The 17074-nt window shown below is 75.5% G+C and carries 16 protein-coding genes; 13 read left to right on the plus strand and 3 right to left on the minus strand.

The genetic code is table 11. From position 1 onward, the window contains the following. The first annotated feature begins 29 nt into the window (after positions 1 to 29). Positions 30 to 2681, plus strand: a complete 2652-nt coding sequence (locus AB0J72_RS43820; protein ID WP_363410975.1) for a DUF4118 domain-containing protein — start codon at positions 30 to 32, stop codon at positions 2679 to 2681. A 116-nt stretch (positions 2682 to 2797) separates the two neighbouring features. Then, on the plus strand, positions 2798 to 5557 hold the full coding sequence (locus AB0J72_RS43825; RefSeq protein WP_363410978.1) for a cation-transporting P-type ATPase: 2760 nt from the start codon (positions 2798 to 2800) through the stop codon (positions 5555 to 5557). Here the strand turns inward: AB0J72_RS43825 and AB0J72_RS43830 are convergent, their stop codons facing one another. Together AB0J72_RS43830 and AB0J72_RS43835 are read right to left on the minus strand one after the other, a co-directional pair. After that, positions 5558 to 6337, minus strand: coding sequence for a metallophosphoesterase (locus tag AB0J72_RS43830; RefSeq protein WP_363410981.1), 780 nt, complete (start codon positions 6335 to 6337; stop codon positions 5558 to 5560). Further along, positions 6334 to 7689, minus strand: coding sequence for a diacylglycerol kinase family protein (locus AB0J72_RS43835; protein ID WP_363410984.1), 1356 nt, complete (start codon positions 7687 to 7689; stop codon positions 6334 to 6336). The genes AB0J72_RS43830 and AB0J72_RS43835 overlap by 4 nt, the downstream gene beginning before the upstream one ends. Positions 7690 to 7884: 195 nt before the next feature. On the opposite strand from AB0J72_RS43835, the gene AB0J72_RS43840 reads away from it, so the two are divergent. After that, positions 7885 to 8391: a DUF1269 domain-containing protein gene (locus AB0J72_RS43840; protein WP_363410987.1), complete on the plus strand. Its 507-nt coding sequence runs from the start codon at positions 7885 to 7887 to the stop codon at positions 8389 to 8391. Between the two features lie 212 nt (positions 8392 to 8603). Here AB0J72_RS43840 and AB0J72_RS43845 read toward each other — a convergent pair whose 3' ends face one another. Next, positions 8604 to 8978, minus strand: a complete 375-nt coding sequence (locus AB0J72_RS43845) for a metalloregulator ArsR/SmtB family transcription factor (protein ID WP_363410990.1) — start codon at positions 8976 to 8978, stop codon at positions 8604 to 8606. A gap of 76 nt (positions 8979 to 9054) precedes the next feature. On the opposite strand from AB0J72_RS43845, the gene AB0J72_RS43850 reads away from it, so the two are divergent. The 10 genes from AB0J72_RS43850 (at position 9055) to AB0J72_RS43895 (ending at position 17023) form a co-directional block, all read left to right on the plus strand. Beyond that, the gene (locus AB0J72_RS43850; protein WP_363410993.1) at positions 9055 to 9279 is read left to right on the plus strand and encodes a hypothetical protein; all 225 of its coding nucleotides are present in this window, start codon (positions 9055 to 9057) and stop codon (positions 9277 to 9279) included. Continuing rightward, positions 9276 to 10529: a M28 family peptidase gene (locus AB0J72_RS43855; RefSeq protein ID WP_363410996.1), complete on the plus strand. Its 1254-nt coding sequence runs from the start codon at positions 9276 to 9278 to the stop codon at positions 10527 to 10529. Before AB0J72_RS43850 ends, AB0J72_RS43855 begins: the two co-directional genes overlap by 4 nt. Positions 10530 to 10538: 9 nt before the next feature. Beyond that, a complete protein-coding gene (locus tag AB0J72_RS43860; protein WP_363411095.1) occupies positions 10539 to 10871 on the plus strand; it encodes a metalloregulator ArsR/SmtB family transcription factor in 333 nt (110 codons plus the stop codon). Further along, the gene (locus AB0J72_RS43865) at positions 10868 to 11374 is read left to right on the plus strand and encodes an N-acetyltransferase family protein (protein ID WP_363410999.1); all 507 of its coding nucleotides are present in this window, start codon (positions 10868 to 10870) and stop codon (positions 11372 to 11374) included. The genes AB0J72_RS43860 and AB0J72_RS43865 overlap by 4 nt, the downstream gene beginning before the upstream one ends. 53 nt (positions 11375 to 11427) lie before the next feature. After that, complete coding sequence (locus AB0J72_RS43870; RefSeq protein WP_363411002.1) at positions 11428 to 12837, plus strand: FAD-dependent oxidoreductase; 1410 nt, start codon at positions 11428 to 11430, stop codon at positions 12835 to 12837. After that, positions 12834 to 14084 (plus strand): MFS transporter, encoded by a 1251-nt coding sequence (locus AB0J72_RS43875; protein WP_363411005.1) that lies wholly within the window; start codon positions 12834 to 12836, stop codon positions 14082 to 14084. The genes AB0J72_RS43870 and AB0J72_RS43875 overlap by 4 nt, the downstream gene beginning before the upstream one ends. A 32-nt stretch (positions 14085 to 14116) precedes the next feature. Next, complete coding sequence (locus AB0J72_RS43880) at positions 14117 to 14794, plus strand: helix-turn-helix domain-containing protein (RefSeq protein WP_363411008.1); 678 nt, start codon at positions 14117 to 14119, stop codon at positions 14792 to 14794. Next, complete coding sequence (locus AB0J72_RS43885; RefSeq protein ID WP_363411011.1) at positions 14791 to 15525, plus strand: MIP/aquaporin family protein; 735 nt, start codon at positions 14791 to 14793, stop codon at positions 15523 to 15525. Before AB0J72_RS43880 ends, AB0J72_RS43885 begins: the two co-directional genes overlap by 4 nt. Then, on the plus strand, positions 15522 to 15932 hold the full coding sequence (locus AB0J72_RS43890) for an arsenate reductase ArsC (protein ID WP_363411014.1): 411 nt from the start codon (positions 15522 to 15524) through the stop codon (positions 15930 to 15932). The genes AB0J72_RS43885 and AB0J72_RS43890 overlap by 4 nt, the downstream gene beginning before the upstream one ends. 158 nt (positions 15933 to 16090) lie before the next feature. Next, on the plus strand, positions 16091 to 17023 hold the full coding sequence (locus AB0J72_RS43895; protein WP_363411017.1) for a TetR/AcrR family transcriptional regulator C-terminal domain-containing protein: 933 nt from the start codon (positions 16091 to 16093) through the stop codon (positions 17021 to 17023). The last annotated feature ends 51 nt before the right edge of the window (positions 17024 to 17074 follow it).

Below are 17074 nucleotides of genomic sequence, written 5' to 3' on the forward strand. Positions count from 1 at the left end.
GGCCACCTACAGAAGGCATGGTGCGAAGCATGGCGCGCGGACAACTGCGGGTGTACCTCGGCGCCGCACCCGGCGTCGGCAAGACCTACAAGATGCTCGAAGAGGGCCACCGCCGGCAGCAGCGCGGCACCGAGGTCGTCGTCGGGTTCGTCGAGACCCACGGCCGGCCCTTCACCGAGGCGATGCTCACCGGCCTGCGGGTGATCCCGCGCAGGACGGTGGCCTACCGCGGCGCCGAGTTCACCGAGATGGACCTCGACGCGGTCCTCGCCGCCCGCCCGGAGGTCGCCGTCGTCGACGAGCTCGCCCACACCAACGTCCCGGGCGGCGGGCACGCCAAACGCTTCCAGGACATCGAGACGCTCCTCGACGCCGGCATCACCGTGCTGACCACCGTCAACATCCAGCACCTCGAGTCGCTCAACGACGTCGTCCAGCAGATCACCGGCGTGCCGCAGCGCGAGACCGTCCCCGACGCCGTCGTGCGCCGCGCCGAGCAGATCGAGCTCGTCGACATGACCCCGGAGGCGCTGCGCCGCCGCATGGCGCACGGCAACATCTACCGCCCGGAGAAGGTCGACGCGGCCCTGGGCAACTACTTCCGCGTCGGCAACCTCACCGCCCTGCGCGAGCTGGCCCTGCTGTGGCTCGCCGACAAGGTCGACGACCAGCTCGACCGGTACCGGGCCGAGCACCACATCGACGCCACGTGGGAGGCCCGCGAACGGGTCGTCGTCGCCCTCACCGGCGGCTCGGAGGGCGACACCCTCATCCGGCGCGCGGCCCGGGTCGCCGCCCGTACCAAGGCCGCTGACCTCCTCGCGGTCCACGTCATCCGCGGCGACGGGCTCGCCGGGGCGGACCCCGCGAACCTCGCCCGGCAACGCGTCCTGGTGGAGACCCTCGGCGGCACCTACCACCAGGTCGTCGGCAACGACGTGCCCGCCGCGCTGCTCGACTTCGCCCGCGGCGTCAACGCCACCCAGCTCGTCCTCGGCGCCAGCCGGCGCAACCGCTTCGCCCAGGTGCTCTCCCCCGGCGTCGGCGTGACCACCACCGCCGGGTCGGGCTCGATCGACGTCCACCTGGTCACCCACGAGCAGGCGCGGCGCGGCCGGCTCCGCCACGGCGGTCCCGGCGGGCTCACCCTGCGCCGGCGGCTGGCCGGCGTCGCGCTCGCCGTGCTCGGCCTGCCGCTGCTGACCGTGGGCCTCACCGCGGTCCAGGCGGACATCTCGCTGCCCAGCGACATCCTCGCGTTCCTCATCCTGACCGTCGCCGTCGCCCTCGTCGGTGGCCTGTGGCCGGCGCTGCTCGCCGCCGTCGGCAGCTTCCTGCTGCTCAACTACTACTTCACGCCGCCGCTGCACCGGTTCACCGTCGCCGAGCGCGAGAACCTGTTCGCGCTGCTCGCGTTCGTCCTCGTCGCCACCGCGGTGTCGACCGTCGTCGACCTCGCCGCCAGGCGCACCAGGGAGGCGGCGCGGGCCCGCGCCGAGGCGCAGACCCTGTCCACGCTCGCCGGCGGCGTCCTGCACGGCGACCGGCCGCTGCCGGCGCTGCTCGAACGGGTCCGTGAGGCGTTCGGGCTCACCAGCGTCACCCTGCTGCAGCGCCGTACCGGCGAGGACGCCGGGCCCGAGCCGCGCGGCGACACCGGCGCGTGGCAGATCGCCGCCACCGTCGGCGGGCAGCCGTGCACGTCGCCGGCCGACGGGCAGTCCGAGGTGCCGATCGACGAGGACCTGTCGCTGGTGCTGCGCGGCCCGATCCTCGCCGCGGCGGACCGGCGCCTGGTCGAGGCGTTCGCCGCGCACGCCGCCATCGCGCTGCGCCAGCAGCGGCTGGCGGAGCAGGCCGCCGCGGCCGGGAACCTCGCCGAGGTCGACCGGCTGCGCACCGCCCTGCTGTCGGCGGTCAGCCACGACCTGCGCACCCCGCTCGCCGCCGCCAAGGCCGCCGTCGGCAGCCTCCGCAGCCCCGACGTCGAGTTCTCCGCCGAGGACCGCGAGGAGCTGCTCGCCACCGCCGAGGAGTCCCTGGACAAGCTCAACCGCCTGGTCGAGAACCTCCTCGACATGAGCCGGCTGCAGGCCGGGGCGCTCGGCATGCACCCGCGGGCGATCAGCGTGGGTGAGGCGATCCCCCGCAGCGTCGACGACCTCGGCGACGCCGCGGCCGGCGTCCGGGTCATCGTCCCCGACGAGCTGCCCGAGATCCACGCCGACCCGGCGCTGCTGGAGCGCATCCTCGTCAACGTCCTCGCCAACGCCCTGCGCCACAGCCCTGCCGACCGGCCGCCGCTGATCACCGTCAGCGAACACGCCGGCCTGGTCGAGGTCCGCGTCGTCGACCACGGGCCCGGCGTCCCCGCCGCCGACCGGGACCGGATCTTCCAGCCGTTCCAGCGGCTCGGCGACCGTGACAACACCACCGGCGTCGGCCTCGGCCTCGCCCTGTCCCGCGGCCTCGCCGAGGCCATGGGCGGCAGCCTCGAACCCGAGAACACCCCCGGCGGCGGGCTCACCATCACCCTCACCCTGCGCACCGCCGAGCTCGACGCGCGCCGCCGGTCCGCGACCCCCGACGAACGGGCCGACCCCGCGCTGCTCGACCGGCTCGACGCGTACACCCACGACCACCGCACCGGATCGCCGGCGGACCCCGGAGCCGCGCGCTGACCGGCGCTCACACCGTCCTCGTCCTTCAGGGATCAACGGCCGCCGAATGGGTATTCGGGCGCCTCCCCCGCCGGATCGTTACGCGGACCTCAGGAGGCGACACGTTCATGGTCACGATGTCGACCAAGGAGGCGGAAGCGCCGCCCTTCCACGCGCTGTCAGTCACGGACACCCTTGCGGTGGAGCACGTCGAACCGCGCTCCGGCCTGTCGGACAGTGAGGTGGCGGCGCGTCGTGCCACCTACGGTCCGAACCGGCTGGCCGGGTCGCGCAAGGAGTCGTGGTGGCGGGCGTTCGGGCGGCAGTACGCCGACCCGATGCAGATCGTCCTGCTGTGCGCCGGGATCGGCAGCCTGTACCCGCTGCGGCAGCTCGGCACGGGGCTGCTCCTGCTGCTGCTCACCCTGTTCAACGCGGCCCTCGGGATGCGGCAGGAGGGCAAGGCCGCGGCGGCGGTCAGCGCGCTGCAGAAGATGATGATCGTCAAGGCGAAGGTCCGCCGCGACGCGCAGCTGACCGAGGTCGCCGCGGAGGACCTGGTGCCGGGCGACGTGGTGCTGGTCGAGGCCGGCGACCTCGTGCCGGCCGACGGCCGCCTGGTCAGGTCCACCGGCCTCGAGATCGACGAGTCCGCGCTGACCGGTGAGAGCGTCCCGGTCGCCAAGGACGCCGAGTCCGTGGCCGGGACCGAGGCGGCGCTGGGCGACCGGGTCGACATGGTGTACATGAACACGAACGTCACCCGCGGCACCGCCGAGTTCGTGGTCACCGCGACCGGGATGGCGACCGAGGTCGGGCACATCTCCGGGATGCTGCAGACGGCCCAGGACGCCGAGACCCCGCTGACCCGCCAGCTGTCGCGGCTGACCAACCAGATCCTCATCGTCGCCGGCGTCGCGCTGGCGCTGTCGATCGCGCTGAACCTGTCCCGCGGCAACGCGTTCAACGTGGTGTTCCTCGCCGCGGTCGCCTTCGCCGTCTCGGCCATCCCGACCGGCCTCCCCGCGGTCGTCACCACGATCCTGTCGATGGGGACCCAGCTGCTCGCCCGGTCCAACGCGATCGTCAAGCGGCTGCGGTCCACCGAGACCCTCGGGTCGACCTCCGCCGTCAACTCCGACAAGACCGGCACGCTGACGCTGAACCAGATGACCGCCGTCGAGCTGGCGATCCCCGGCCGCCGGTACGCCGTGTCGGGCAGCGGCTACGGCATCGAGGGCGACATCCGGCACACCGCCGGCCAGCCCGACGTGCCGCTGGAGCCGTTCCTGCTGCCGATGGCCCTCGCCGGCGACGCCGTGGTGCGTGACGGCGAGCTGATCGGCGATCCCACCGAGGGTGCGCTGGTCGTGCTCGCCGAGAAGGGCCACGTCGACGTGGTGTCGACGCGGCAGCGGTACCCGCGCCTGGCGGAGGTGCCGTTCGACGCCGCGTACAAGCTGATGGCGACGTTCCACCGGATGACCGACGACGCCGGCACCGACGTGGTGCGCGCCTACGTGAAGGGCGCCCCGGACCAGCTGCTGGCCCGGGCGGCCACCGTGCTCTGGCCCGGCCTGACGCCCAGCCCGCTGGACGACGAGCTGCGCGGGCGCTACCTGGCCGAGAACGAGCGGCTCGCCGCGCAGGGCCTGCGGGTCATGGCCACGGCCCGCAAGGACTTCCCCACGGCCGGCTTCGACCCGCAGGCCGCGCTGCTGGAGACCCTCGACGAGCTGACCCTGCTCGCCCTCGTCGGCATCGTCGACCCGCCCCGCCCGCAGGCGAAGGCCGCGATCGCCACGGCGAAGGCCGCCGGCATGCGGGTCCGTATGATCACCGGCGACCACGCCGTCACCGCCGCCGCCATCGCCGGGCAGCTCGGCATCGACGGCCGGGCGATCACCGGCGCCGAGTTCGGCGCGATGAGCGACGAGCAGCTGAGCCGCGACATCGACGACATCGGGGTGATCGCCCGGGTGACCCCGGAGCACAAGGTCCGCCTCGTGGAGATCCTGCAGCGCAAGGGCCACATCGTCGCGATGACCGGCGACGGCGTCAACGACGCGCCCGCCCTGAAGCGCGCCGACATCGGCATCGCGATGGGCATCACCGGCACCGAGGTCTCCAAGGAGGCCGCCGCGATGATCCTCACCGACGACGACTTCGCGACCATCGTCAAGGCGGTGGAGATCGGCCGGGCGCTGTACGACAACCTCAAGCGCTACGTCCAGTTCCAGATGGGCGCCCTCATCGGCTTCATCGCCACGTTCCTCGGCGCCAGCATCTTCAACATCGCCGCCGGCGTGCCGTTCCTGCCGCTGCAGACGCTGTGGGTGAACTTCACCACCCAGGTGTTCCAGGCGATCGGCCTCGGCTACGGCAAGCAGGACGCGGACCTCATGCGCCGGCCGCCCCGCCGCTCCGGCGAACCGCTGCTGCCCGGCCGCACCCTGCTCTGGCTCGCCTTCCTCGGGCTGGTGCTGGGCGTGGTCACCCTGGCCGTCATCGCCTGGGCCGGTCCCGTGCACGGGACCGACGTCGCCCGCACCATGGGCCTGACGACGTTCTCGCTGCTGAACCTGGCGCTGTCGTTCACCGTCCGCAGCGACCTGCGGTCGGTGTTCACCCTGGAGACCTTCGACGACCGCCGGTTCCTGGTCACCAGCGGCATGTCGGTCATCGCGACCATCATCGCCACCGAGGTCGGCCTGCTGCAGCGGATGCTGCACACCGTCAGCCTCAACCTGACCCAGTGGCTGGTGTGCGTCGTCGCCGCCCTGTCGGTGATCGTGGTCACGGAGATCCGCAAGCTGGTGCTGCGGCACCGGCACCCGGCGACGGCCGGTGCCACGACTGGTGCCACGGCCGCGGCCACGGACACGGCGGCGGGTTGATCAACGCTCGTAGCCGGTGGTGGGGCCGGTGCGCCACGACCCCGCGACCTCGACGCGGTGCTCGACGTGGATCCGCCGGTCGTCGACCCGGATGACGGTCCACGAGCGGGGCGCACCGCGCAGCCGCAGGCTCGTCGCCGTGCCGGCCACCACCTCGACCGGTCCGCGGCCGGCGGGCCGGTCACGGCGGCGGCTGGCGGGCACATGCGTGTGCCCGGCGAGCACGAGATCGACGCGTGCGGCGGTGGCGGCGCGCAGCAGCGCCGCCCGCCCGGCGATGCGGGCCGGGCCGCGCGTGAACGGCGGGTGATGCAGCGCCAGCAGCCGGACCGCGCCGGCGGGGGCGGCGCCGAGGAACGTGGCGACCGTCGCCGACTGCCGGCGCGACACCCGGCCGCTCTTCCACCGCCAGCGGGGCATCGACTGCAGGCCGAGGGCCCGGATGCCCGGCAGGTCCAGCCGCGGGTCGAGCTCGGGTTCGAGCCGGGCGCGGTACCGGTCGTACGGCGCGACGAGCCGGCTGGGGGGCAGCAGCGGCACGTCGTGGTTGCCGGCCACCACGAGCAGCGGCGCCGGGAGCCGGTCGAGGAAGGTCCGGGCCTGGACGAACTCGGCGTCCCGGGCCCGCATCGTGCAGTCGCCGGTGACGACCACCAGGTCCGGCGCGACCGCGGCCACGTCGGCGACGAGCGGGTCCACGACCGCCGGCGCGTGCCGCCCGAAGTGCAGGTCCGACAGGTGCGCGACGACCAGCGGCGGGCGCCACGGCCCACCGTTCACGACCGCCGGTCCTCGCCGGCGGTGGACGCCGTCCTGCCCCCGCCGACGGTGAACGCCAGCCGCCACAGCCGGCGCCAGTCGACCCGCTGGCGGGGGCGGCGGACCGGCCTGGACCGCGGCACCCGGACCCGCAGCGCACCGGGCTGGATGCGGCACCGCACCGGCGTGGGCAGCAGGACCGACTCGCCGTCGATGCCGACCGGGACCGACGGCGCGTCCGCCTCGATGACCGCCGCGCCGGCGGTGAGCTGGGTGAGCCGCTCCGACCGGGTGCCGCGCACGAGCATGGCCGCGTCGGCGGCGTTGTTGACGGTGACCGCCAGCACGCCGAGCGCCCCGCCGTCGAGCCGCTCCCGGCGGCCCAGGCCCACGATGTCGTTGCTCGCGTACGGGTTGTTGCTCACCAGGACGGCCTGGGCGCCGGCGACCCTCGTCCCGCCGGTGTGCAGCCGCAGCGCGACGCCGTCGCGGCCGGCGAGCAGGTCCGGCAGCATCTCCAGCGCCGTCGCCGCCTTGTCCTGCCGGTAGCCGGGGCTCTGCACCACCTCCGCGTAGGCGCCGAAGGACGCGTTGTTGACGAACATCCGGTCCCCCGCCCAGCCCACGTCGACCCGGAGCTCCACCCCGTCGGTCAGGGCGTCCAGGCACCGGGCCGGGTCCCTGCGGTCGAGGCCGAGGTCCATCGCGAAGTGGTTGCGCGTGCCGGCGGCGACCACGACGAACGGCAGGTCGTGCTCCACCGCCACCCGGGCCACCGCCGCCTGCGTGCCGTCGCCGCCCGCGACACCGAGCAGGTCGGCGCCGGACCGCACGGCCTGCCGGGCCAGCGCCGCGACGTCGACCTCCCGCGGCCCCTCCAGCAGCACCACCTCGGCCCCGAGCGCGCGGGCCTTGCCGGCGAGGTCGTGCCGCTCCACCTTCCCGCCGCCCGAGCGCGGGTTCATGATCAGGAACGGGTGGCGGGGCGGCGCGGCGACGGCGTGCTCGGCCGTGCCCGGGCGCGGCAGCGCCGCCCCGGCCGCCGTGACCGCCAGCGCCCAGAGGCCGACGCAGACCAGCGCCACCAGCAGCAGCCCGGCCTGGGCGTACAGGACCACGACCGTCACCGGGGCGGCGACCGCGACCAGGCCGGCGAGCACCCGGCGGGCGCCGCGGTACGCGAGGGCCGCCCACACGCCGGCGAGCCCGGCCCCGGCACCGGCGACCGCGACCGCCACCAGCACGACGCCGCGGAGCCCACCGGCGGCGACGAGCACCCCGAACGCGGCGACGGCCGACACCAGCGCCAGGCGGGCCAGCCACCGCGCGGCGGCGTCGCTCCCCGGCCTGTTCCCCTTGACGTCCGCCGGCATCGACCAACCTCCCCCGAGCCCGTCCCGCCTCGCGTCTGACGCTCCCCCCGGCGCGGGCGGGCGCCGTCATCAGGCGGGGGTGACGTGCGGGGGCGGGCCGCGCCGCGTCCGGTCACTCGATGCAGGCGAGGCGGATCGGCACCGGCCTGGCGAGCGTTGCAGGTGACACCACGACATCTGGTGAGAGGAGCCACCATGAGCGAGATCATCGCGATCGAGTACAGCGACATCCCCACCGCGAAGACCGCCCGGGAGAAGCTCGTCGGCATGCAGCGGCAAGGGCTCATCACCCTGCGCGACGCCGCTGTGGTGGAGGTCAACGCCGGCGGCAAGGTCAAGGTGCACCAGGCGGCGTCCGCGACCGGTATCGGCGCGGCCGGCGGCGCGATGTGGGGCGGCCTGATCGGGCTGCTGTTCTTCGCCCCGTTCCTCGGCATGGCGGTCGGTGCGGGAGCCGGGGCGCTCGCCGGGAAGAGCACCGACGTCGGCGTGGACGACAAGTTCATGAAGGACCTCGCCGGCACGCTGCAGCCCGGCTCGGCGGTGCTGTTCCTCCTGGTCGACCAGATCACCCTCGACAAGGTCGTCCAGGAGATGGCGCCGCTCCAGCTCGGCGGCCGCATGCTGCGCAGCTCGCTGAGCCGCGACGCGGAGCAGCGGCTGAACGACGCGGTCGACGCCGCCCGCCTCGCGCACGTCTGAGGCGCGACCGGCCCGGGGCGCGCGGCGATCCGCCGCCGTCCCGGGCCGCCGCACGTCCGCTCCCGTCCCGGGCCGCCGCACGTCCGCTCCCGTCCCGGGCCGCCGCACGTCCGCTCCCGTCCCGGGCCGCCGGCCGCTCTGGTCTCAGGCGGGACCGCCGGCCGCGGTCCGCCCCGCCCCGGTCTCAGGCCGGGCCGCCGGCCGGGTCTGTGTCAGGCCGGGTCGGTGACGGTCAGCAGCGCGGCGAGCTGGCGCATGATGCCGGGCCGGGCGCGGTAGTAGACCCAGGTGCCGCGGCGGTCGGCGGAGACGAGGCCGGCCTCGCGCAGGGCGCGCAGGTGGTGGGAGATCGTCGGACCGGACAGGTCGAACGCCGGGGTGAGGTCGCAGACGCAGATCTCCCCGCCGTCGGCGGAGGCGATCATCGACATCAGCTGCAGCCGGACCGGGTCGCCGAGGGCCTTGAACGCGGGCGCGAGGACGGCCGCGGTCTCCGCCGGGATCCGGTCCTGGGCGATCGGCGGGCAGCACGGCGCGTCGGCGGCGTTGAGATCCGTCAGGGTGAGCGGCCCGGCCTGCTTCGACATTCCTCTAGGTTGACAGATCTCGAAACAGCGTGCAACTCTCTGATTCGACAAACGTCTAGTCAGAGGGAGTCCAATCATGACCCAGGGCGGTTTCGCCGGCGACCCGGCCGCGGCACTCACGGTGGTGGGGACCGGCGGCTGCTGCGGCAACCCACCGCAGGCCACCCCCGACCTGCCCGAGCCGGGCGCCGCGAGCGGCCCGTGCTGCGGCACGGCCGCCGAGGCGGAGGCCGACGGCGCCTGCTGCGGCACCGGGGCGAAGACCGAGTCGGTCGCCTCCGGCGCCGGCTGCTGCGGATGAGCACCACCGGCCTGCCGGCCCCCGCCCGCGGGCTCGGCGCGCTCCTCGACGCGGTGTCCGGCGCGCGGATGGCCACCACCGTCGCCACGCTGGCCGGCGAGCCGTTCACCGGCCGGCGGGTCGGCACGGCCGGTGGCGCCGCCGCCCGCGCCTGGCTCACCCGACACCTGCGCGACCTCGGCGCCGCGGTGACGGTCGAGCCGTTCACCGCCCCGCGCGTCCCCGAGGTGTACGTCGCGCCGGCCGTCGAGTGGCACGACGGCACCGCGCACCACCGGCTCGGCTTCGGCCGCGAGGTCGCGGTGCACCTCGCGTCGGCCGACCAGCCCCTGGTCCGGCGCGGCGAGCTGGCCGTCGCCGGAGCGGGCGACCCGACCGGCCGGTGGCTGCTGGTCCCGGCGGGGATGCCCCTGTCCGACGCCTACGGTCACGCCCACGGCGCGCTCGGGCTGCTGACCGGCCGGCGCGTGGACGCCGAGGGCTGGCAGTACACGATGCTCGCCGGGCCGGACCCGGGTCCGCTGCCGGTCCTCACCCTGGACACCGCCATGCACGCGGCGGTCCGGCCCGGCGGCTGGTTCGCGGCGAACACGCCGATCCGCCGCGTGGACGCCGCGGCGGCCAACGTCCACGCCCGCTGGCGCACCGCCGCGGCCGGGCGGCCGGGCCTGCTGCTGACCGCGCACTACGACGGGGTCGGCGACCATCCGGGGCTGCGGCAGCCGGGCGCGGCCGACAACGGCAGCGGCGTCGCCGTCGTCCTGGAGGCCGCCCGGGTCCTCGCCGGGGCCGGAGCGCTGCCGGACGGGGCCGGACTGTCGGTGGCGCTGCTGGACGGCGAGGAGGCCGGCGCGCTCGGCTCCGCCCACCATGCCGCACGGCTGCGCCGGGCCGGGGCGGCGCCCCTCGTCGTCAACGTGGACGGCGCCGGGCGGCTCGACCGGGCGGCGGCGGTCGAGGCCGGCGGGCCCGCGCACGGGCTCCTGGCGGCGCTCGACCAGGCCGGTCGGCACACCGGGCTGCCCCTCGCGGCCGGACCGGTCGCCTCGGACAACCGCCGCTACGCCGCCGCCGGGCTCGCCGCCGTCGGTGTCGGCGCCGGGATGGCCGGCTACCACAGCCCGGCCGACACCGCCGACCGCGTCGAGACGGCCACGCTCACCGCGGTGGCGCGGCTCGTCGTGGCCACGGGCTGGCTCGCCGGCGCCACGGACACTACAGTTTCATCGCACATCGGCGATAAACGATGAAGGTGGTGGATCGTGACCGGATTGCTCGACCGGGCGACCGCGGAGGAGTACGCCTCCTGGTTCAGGGCCCTCGCGGACCCGTCGCGGGTGCAGATCGTGGAGTACCTGGCCCGGCAGGCGCGGCCGATGAGCGTCGGCGACCTGGTCAAGGCGGTCGGCCTGGCCCAGTCGACGGTGTCGCAGCACCTGAAGATCCTCACCGAGGTCCGGTTCGTGCTCGTGGAGGCGGTCGGCAACGCCCGGCACTACCGGATCAACCAGGCGTGTGTCGGGTGCTTCCCGTCGGCCGCCGACGTCGTCATGGGCCGGCCCGCCCCCTCCCGGGTCGGAGGCTGCGCGTGACCGGCCCGACGATCCGGCCGATGACGCCGGCGGACGCCGGCGCGGTCCTCGCCATCTACCAGGCCGGCATCGACGGCGGCAACGCCAGCTTCGAGCCCGCCGCCCCCGACTGGGCCACGTTCGACGCGGGCCGGCTCCCCGGGCACCGCCTCGTCGCCGTCGACGACGCCGGGCTCGTGCTCGGCTGGGTCGCGGTCTCGCGGGTCTCGGCCCGGGCGGTGTACGCCGGCGTCGTCGAGCACTCCGTGTACGTCGACCCGGCCGCGCGGGGCCGCGGGGTCGGCCGGGCGCTGCTGGACGCGCTGGTCGCGTCCACCGAGGCGGCCGGGATCTGGACCATCCAGTCCGGGGTCTTCCCGGAGAACACCGCCAGCCTCGCGCTGCACCACGCCGCCGGGTTCCGCACCGTCGGCGTCCGGGAGCGCGTCGCCCGGCACGCCGGCCAGGGCAACCGGTGGCGCGACGTGGTCTTCCTCGAGCGCCGCAGCCCGCACGTCAACTGACCGGCGCGCCCACGCCACTTACTTCCGACAATGCTCAGGACAGGAGCCATACCGTGAACCCGTTGCCAGTCGTCGTCATCGGAGCCGGACCGGTCGGTCTCGCCGCCGCCGCCCACCTCGCCGGACGGGACCTGCCGTTCCTCGTCCTGGAGGCCGGTGACGGCCCCGCCGCGTCCGTGCGGCAGTGGGGGCACGTGCGGCTGTTCTCGCCCTGGCGGTACAACATCGACGCCGCCGCCCGCCGCCTCCTGCTCGACGCCGGCTGGGTCGAACCCGACCCTGAGCTCCTGCCCACCGGCGGCCGGCTCGCCGCCGACTACCTCCAGCCCCTCGCGGACCTGCCCGCGCTCAAGCCGCACGTACGGTACGGCGCCCGGGTCGAGGCCGTCACCCGCCTCGGCCTGGACCGGGTCCGCACCGCCGGCCGGGAGCAGGCACCGTTCCTGGTCCGGCTCACCGACGGCGACGACGTCCTGGCCCGCGCGGTCATCGACGCCTCCGGCACCTGGGCCACCCCCAACGTCCTCGGCGCTTCCGGCATCCCCGCCCGCGGTGAGCGGGCCGCGGCCGGGTTCGTCGAGCACGCCCTGCCCGACGTCCTCGGCGCCGACCGGGACCGGTTCGCCGGCAGGCGCACCGTCGTCGTCGGCGCCGGGCACTCCGCGGCCAACACGCTGCTGTCCCTCGCCGAGCTCGCGCGGCAGGAACCGGGGACCAGCGTCGTGTGGGCGATCCGCACGGACAGCCCGGACCGCACGTACGGCGGCGGCGCGGCCGACGCCCTGCCGGCCCGCGGCGCGATCGGCTCCCGGCTGCGCGAGCACGTCGACACCGGCACCGTCGAGTTGATGACCGGGTTCTCCGTCCAGGCGGTCACCGTCGACGGCGACCGGGTGCGGCTGTCCGGCGGTACCGGCGACATCACCGCCGACCGGGTCGTCGCCGCGACCGGGTTCCGGCCCGACCACGGCATCGTCTCCGAGCTGCGGCTGGACCTCGACCCGGTGCTCGGCGCCACCCGCGCCCTCGCACCGCTCATCGACCCGAACGAGCACTCCTGCGGCACCGTCCCGCCGCACGGCGTCGACGAGCTCACCCACCCCGAGCCCGGCTACCACGCCGTCGGCGTCAAGTCGTACGGCCGGGCGCCCACGTTCCTGCTCGCCACCGGCTACGAGCAGGTCCGCTCCGTCGTCGCCGCCCTCGCCGGCGACTGGACCGCCGCCTGCGACGTACAACTGGACCTCCCGGAGACCGGCGTCTGCAACAGCAACGCCCCGCTCGATGCCACCACGATCGAGGGCAGCGGGGGCTGCTGCGGTGCCCCCGCCGAAAACCCGGCCCTTGTGCCGGCCGGGCGCGGCCTGGCCACGGGCATCTCGGGCGGACTGCTGTCCACGCCGCTGACCATGATCACGGCCACCGGGCAGTCCGACCAGCAAAGCGGCTGCTGCGGCGGATGACCGCCACCCGCGCCCCGGCGACCGCCTCCGGCACGAGCGGCGGTCGCCGGGGGTTCCGTGGCTTCCAGGGCTGGCGGATCGTCGCGGTCTTCGCCGTCACGCAGACCGCCGGCTACGGCTGCCTCTACTACGCCTTCGCCGTCCTGCTGCACCCGGTCGCCGCCGACCTGCACGCCTCGCCGGCCGCGGTGACCGGCGCGCTGACCACCGCCCTGCTCGCCTCCGCCGCACTGGCGGTGCCGGTCGGGCGGTGGCTGGACCGGCACGGCGGCCGCGCGCTCATGACCGCGGGCTCGGCCGCCGGGGCCCTGCTGCTCGCCGCCTGGTCCCAGGTGCAGTCGCTGTGGCAGCTGTACGCCGTGTTCGTCGCGCTCGGCGCCGCGATGGCGACGGCGCTGTACGAACCGGCGACCGCGATCATCGTCGCCTGGTTCGACCCGGCCCGCCGGGCGAGGGCGCTGCTCGGCATGATCGTCGTCGCCGGGTTCGCCAGCACCGTCTTCATGCCGCTCACCGGCCTCCTGGAGCACCGGTACGGCTGGCGCGGCACCCTCCTCGTCCTCGCCGCCCTCTACGGCGGCGTCGCGGTGCCGCTGCACGCGCTCGTCGTCCGCCGCCCTTCACAAGGTTCGGCCGTGGATCGGTCGACGCCTGCGACACGGCGGGCCGAGGTCCGGGCAGCGGTCCGCGACGCCCGGTTCTGGTGCCTGGCGGTCGCGTTCGTCGCCCACGGCGCCGCGATGAGCGCGATGACCGTCCACCTCGTCGGGTTCCTCGTCGCCGCCGGGCACCCTGCCACGTTCGCCGCCACCGTCGCCGGGCTGCTCGGCGTGCTGTCGGTCACCGGCCGGCTGCTGCTCACCGCCGCCCGCCACCGGTTCCGCCCGCACGCCGTCGTCGCCGCCGTCTTCACCGTCCAGGCGGTCGCCGCGATCAGCCTGCCGTTCGCCGGCCACACCCGGGCGGGCGCCGTCGCCGCCGTCACCGGCTTCGGTCTCGGCTTCGGCCTGGCCAGCCTCGCCGTCCCGACCCTCCTGGCCGACCGGTACGGCACCACCGCGTACGCCAGCATCGCCGGCACCCTCGCCACCCCGGTCACCCTCGCCAAGGCCGCCGCTCCCCTGGCCGCCGCCGGCCTGTACACCACCGCCGGCGGCTACACCCCGGTCCTGGCCACCATCGGCGGCGCGGCCCTCGTCGCGGCCGCCGGCATCCTCACCCGCGCCGGCAGCCCGCCACCCGGTTGACCCGCGCCAGTACTTCAGCAATAATTGAGTCAATGAATGCTGAGCTTTCTTCGGTACGGCGGCGGGCCCGGATCCACGCCGCGCTCGGCGATCCGGCGCGGCTGGCCATCGTCGACACGCTCACCGTCGGCGACGCGTCGCCCGGCGAGATCGCCCGCGACCTGGACCTGCCGACGAACCTCGTCGCCCACCACGTCAAGGTGCTGCAGGACGCCGGGCTGGTGGTGCGGACCCGCTCCGAGGGCGACCGGCGCCGCACCTACCTGCGCCTCGAGCCCGGCGCCCTCGCCTCGCTCACGCCGCCGCCGCTGCGCGACGTGCCGCGGGTGGTGTTCGTCTGCACGCACAACTCGGCCCGCTCCCAGCTCGCCGCCGCCCTCTGGACCCGCCGGGCCACGATCCCCGCCGCGTCGGCCGGCACGGATCCGGCCGACAGGGTGCACCCCCGCGCGGTCGCCTGCGCCCGCCGCCACGGCCTCGTGATCGACGCGACCGGCACCGCGCACGTCGCCGACGTCGTCCACGACACCGACCTCGTCGTCGCCGTGTGCGACAACGCGCACGAGGACCTCACCCAGGAGACCCGGCCCGGCGCGCGGGCCCGGCTGCACTGGTCCGTCCCGGCGCCCGCCGACACGGACGCCGCGTTCGAGGCCGCCTTCGCCGAGCTCGCCACGCGCGTCGACCGCCTCGCCCCGGCGGTACAGTGAGCGCCCCCGCGCGGCGGCTCCTCGCCGAGTTCCTCGGCACCGCGCTGCTCGTCACCGCCGTCGTCGGCTCCGGCATCATGGCCACCCGGCTCAGCGACGACGTCGGCCTGCAGCTGCTCGAGAACTCCGTCGCCACCGCGTTCGCGCTCGGCGCGCTCATCCTCATGTTCGGCCCGGTCTCCGGCGCCCACTTCAACCCCGTGGTGTCCGCCGCCGACTGGTTCCTCGGCCGGCGCACCGGCACCGGCCTCTCCGCCCGCGAGCTCGCCGGCTATGTCGCCGCCCAGGTCGCCGGGGCGATCGCCGGGGCCGTGCTGGCGGACCTCATGTTCCGGCTGCCCGCGGTCGACTTCGCGGACAAGGAACGCGGCGGCGGCGACCTGTGGCTCGGCGAGGTCGTCGCGACCGCCGGCCTGCTGCTGCTGATCTTCGCCCTGGCCCGCTCCGGCCGGTCGTCCGCCGCCCCGGCCGCGGTCGGCGCGTACATCGGCGCCGCCTACTGGTTCACGTCGTCCACGGCGTTCGCCAACCCGGCCGTGACGATCGGCCGGGCGTTCACCGACACCTTCGCCGGGATCGCGCCCGCGTCCGTGCCCGGGTTCATCGCGGCCCAGGTCGCCGGACTCGTCGTCGGCACTGGGCTGCTCCTCGCGCTCTACCCGTACGCCGGCGGCACCACCGGCGGCGCCGCTGTCACCCACGTCGTCCAGCAGGAAGGCAGCACCAGATGACCGCCAGGCCCAGCGTCCTGTTCGTGTGCGTGCACAACGCCGGCCGCTCCCAGATGGCCGCCGGCTGGCTGCGCCACCTCGCCGGCGACACCGTCGAGGTCCGCTCCGCCGGCAGCGACCCCGCCGACCGGGTCAACCCCGTCGCCGTCGAGGCCATGCGCGAGGTCGGCATCGACATCACCGCCGACCCGCCACGCAAGCTCGACTGGGACACCGCCGAGTCCTCCGACGTGCTCGTCACCATGGGCTGCGGCGACGTCTGCCCGGTGTTCCCCGGCAAGCGCTACCTCGACTGGCAGCTCGACGACCCCGCCGGGCAGGACCTCGACGCCGTCCGCCCGATCCGCGACGCCATCAGGGCCCGCGTCGAGCAGCTGCTCGCCGAGCTGCCCACCGGCACGCGCTGACCGCACCGCCGCCCCCGGCGTCTCGGGGCGGCCGGGGCGCGGGCACCGACGGGGCCCGGGCGCCGACGGGGCGCGGGCGCCGACGGGGCGCGGGCGCCGACGGCGTGCCGGGCGCCGGGATAGACTCGGCGCATCGGGGAAACGGCGGGGAGGTGGGCGTGGCGCAGGCGGCGGCAGGCATCGTCGCTGAGCTGTGCCGGCGCATCGCCGCGGGCGAGCTGCAGCCGGGTGAGACCGCGCCGTCCTGCCGGGACGTCGCACGCGAGCTGGGCCTCCCGGTGAGTGCCGCCGCCCGCGCGCTGGCGATGATGCGGCAGGACGGTCTCGTCGAGGACGCCGGGACTGGCCCGGTGATCACCGAACAGGCTCCCGGGATCGCGTCCGGCTGGCGGCCACCCGCCCGGCGGCGGCGCCCGTCGACCGCGGGTCCGGAGTTCCTGGAGCTGGCGGTGCGCACGGCGATCGCGTCGGCCGACGCGGACGGGCTCGCCGTCACGTCCGTCCGGCGCATCGCCGTCGAGCTCGACACGGACTTCGCGACGGTGCGCAAGCACGTGGGCGACCGGGCCCAGCTGGAGGTCCTGATGGCCGACGCGATCTTCGCCGGGCACGAGCCGCCGGCGCCCAGCGGGGACTGGCGGGCGCAGCTGGAGGCGCTGTGCCGCGCGCAGCTGCTGATGTACCGCCGGCACCCGTGGCTCGCCGAGGCCGTGTCCTTCAGGAAGCCGCTGCTCAGCCCGCATGTGGCCGAGCACACCGACTGGGCGGTGCGCGCGCTGGCCGGTGCGGGGGCGGCGCCGGACACCGCGCGGCGCGTCGCCGTGACCACCGCGAGCTTCGTGCGCGGCCACGCGATGCGCCTGGCGCAGGAGCAGCGCCACGACGAGCAGCAGCACGAAGAACCGCAGCACGAAGAACCACAGGACGAGCCGCAGCGCGGAAAGCCGCAGCGCGGAAAGCCGCAGCACGAAGTGCCGCAGCCAGGAGCGCCGCGGCACCGGGAGCCCGCAGCGGGCGTGGAGCGGGACACCGCGCTGTTCGAGTTCGGCCTGGAGCGGCTGCTCGACGGCTGCGCGCGGCTGGTGCCGTAGGCGACGACGGGAAACGGCGGCGCGGCTAGAGTTGGGCCACACACACGGCAG

This window comes from Dactylosporangium sp. NPDC049742 (genome assembly GCF_040674675.1).
Classification (GTDB): domain Bacteria; phylum Actinomycetota; class Actinomycetes; order Mycobacteriales; family Micromonosporaceae; genus Dactylosporangium; species Dactylosporangium maewongense.

Coding starts and splice junctions, on each gene's coding strand:
- AB0J72_RS43835 (WP_363410984.1), bottom strand. CDS start 7,689: ATGCCGGCGGACGTCAAGGGGAACAGGCCGGGGAGCGACGCCGCCGCG.
- AB0J72_RS43820 (WP_363410975.1), top strand. CDS start 30: ATGGCGCGCGGACAACTGCGGGTGTACCTCGGCGCCGCACCCGGCGTC.
- AB0J72_RS43850 (WP_363410993.1), top strand. CDS start 9,055: ATGACCCAGGGCGGTTTCGCCGGCGACCCGGCCGCGGCACTCACGGTG.
- AB0J72_RS43825 (WP_363410978.1), top strand. CDS start 2,798: ATGTCGACCAAGGAGGCGGAAGCGCCGCCCTTCCACGCGCTGTCAGTC.
- AB0J72_RS43840 (WP_363410987.1), top strand. CDS start 7,885: ATGAGCGAGATCATCGCGATCGAGTACAGCGACATCCCCACCGCGAAG.
- AB0J72_RS43845 (WP_363410990.1), bottom strand. CDS start 8,978: ATGTCGAAGCAGGCCGGGCCGCTCACCCTGACGGATCTCAACGCCGCC.
- AB0J72_RS43855 (WP_363410996.1), top strand. CDS start 9,276: ATGAGCACCACCGGCCTGCCGGCCCCCGCCCGCGGGCTCGGCGCGCTC.
- AB0J72_RS43890 (WP_363411014.1), top strand. CDS start 15,522: ATGACCGCCAGGCCCAGCGTCCTGTTCGTGTGCGTGCACAACGCCGGC.
- AB0J72_RS43875 (WP_363411005.1), top strand. CDS start 12,834: ATGACCGCCACCCGCGCCCCGGCGACCGCCTCCGGCACGAGCGGCGGT.
- AB0J72_RS43880 (WP_363411008.1), top strand. CDS start 14,117: ATGAATGCTGAGCTTTCTTCGGTACGGCGGCGGGCCCGGATCCACGCC.